This window comes from Kordia jejudonensis (genome assembly GCF_001005315.1).
In the GTDB taxonomy this organism is placed as follows: domain Bacteria; phylum Bacteroidota; class Bacteroidia; order Flavobacteriales; family Flavobacteriaceae; genus Kordia; species Kordia jejudonensis.
Genome location: NZ_LBMG01000129.1, coordinates 1 through 1,941 on the forward strand (window position 1 = coordinate 1; position 1,941 = coordinate 1,941).

The 1,941-nt window shown below is 28.4% G+C and carries 1 protein-coding gene; it reads right to left on the reverse strand.

Annotated elements, in window-relative coordinates:
- Nucleotides 1-1,543 (reverse strand): tetratricopeptide repeat protein (locus AA089_RS22925; RefSeq protein ID WP_046759358.1); only part of this gene is annotated, 1,543 nt, incomplete at its 3' end.
- Nucleotides 1,544-1,941 lie beyond the last annotated feature (398 nt).

Consider the following 1,941-nt stretch of genomic DNA (forward strand, 5'->3'; position numbering starts at 1 on the left):
CTGCATGAATCACTTTGGATAAATACGCTTTGTTCGTCTTTACTTTTTTGGCAACAAAAGCCAAATCACAATTACTCTCTAAAAATTGTTTTTTCTTTTCAAACTTATTTAATTCAACTAGAATTTGTTGAACTTTTTCTTCATCGATTGTTAGGGGAGATTTAGATTTTTTAATTGGAATCACTTGTTTTTTCGTTTCCAACTCTTTCAAGAGATTATCAAATTTTACTTTATTTTGTTTTCTTTTGTTTCTCTGATAATAAACTACGGTAATAAATAGAAATATTAGTATAACGATGAATATTATGGATGATGAAAGATAATTTTGTTTCCTATCTACGTCTTTACTGATGGCTTTAATTTTATCTTCAAGTAAAGGAATATCATGAAGTTCGTGAAGTTTTGCCCAAATAGCATATTTAATTGAGGAAGTTTTCTCTTTACTTTCTATCAATAAATTTAAGTACTTAGTTGCTGCTAATGTATCTTTTTTTTGAATATAGATGTCTGAAAGAGAAGAGTAGATACTTGATTTTATAAAAGGAGTGACTCCATTAGGAATATATATAGAATCTAGCTTTTTAAAGTAGGCGATTGCATTTTCATAATCTTTCAGTTTTTCATAATTTTTTCCTATCGCTAAATATGAGGTAGTAATTAATAAATTTTGAGGAATTTCTTTTGCCTTTTCGAGTGCTTCTTTATAATATTTAATAGATTCTGTATAGTTTTTTTGGAGATATAGAATAGCTGCTTTTTCATATACAAATTGATTATAAGCACCTCTTTTGTCATAAAAACTGCTTTTTTCAAAACCTATTTTATTATAATAAGTTGCGGAGTCAATATATTGCTCTTTAAGCAAAGGGTTTGTCTCTAATTCTGCGGCTGTAATATAGGATGAATTTAGTATAATGATCGTGCTCAAATACAATGTAGGGTGAAAATTAGTTTTGTCTTTTTCTTTGAAGAAATTGTAATTTTCTTTTAAAAGAAGAATTGCTTCTTTAGGTTTTCCAATTTCGTTTTTTATGATAGCAATATTATGATTAAGATCTCTTTCATAGGTTGCGTCACCAATACTTCTTTTAAATTTCTGTACAGTTTTGAAATATTTTAAAGCTTCTATATAATTCCCTATTTCTAAGTAGAGATTTCCTTTAAAAAAAAGATAACTGTGTTCTTTGTTTTTATCGTGAATCTTTTCTTTTACAATAGTAATTGCACTATCTATAAGATGATGTGCATTTTCAAAACGATCAAATTTAGCTTCCATCATCGCAATTCGAACAAGCGCATTGGCAATTCGCTCATCATTTTGATCTAACTGTGCTTTGCGCAATGATATTTCAGCATATTGTTTAGAAAGTGCAGGGTTTGGATAATAATTTTCTCTAGCAAGACTGTCCAAGGTTTTGTAATCGTAAAAATGAATAGAATCTTTATGAGCAGTAGTATTTTGAGAAGAAGCATATATCGTAAAAAATAAAAACAAAGCGCAGCAGCAACTTTTTAGTAGCTTTAGATAGGTTTTGGTAGGCATAAAATCGGTTTTATATAATGTAATACATTATGGCTAAGAAAGCATAAATGTAGTTAATTAAAATCTTATAGATGTGATTTTAAAGATGTGCAAACTGAAGCTTCTTTTCAGAGTGCCACTTTGTTCTATTGAATTTGAAAATTGTCAGTTTAACTTTAAAATATTGATTTTGTTGTGTCGCCAACTACTACATCTAAACGTAGCTACTGCTGCAGGGCAAGTTGTGCTTGTAAGATCACAATATGTCAATTTTTGTAAAACGTATAGCGGTTCTTTAGGAAAATAATAATTTCAATACATAATTATCTAATGATCAGTTTTTTTCTCTGAACTATTGATTTTATTAATGTTTTTAATATAATACGATGGATAGATGCCCGTTTTGTTTTTAAAGGCTC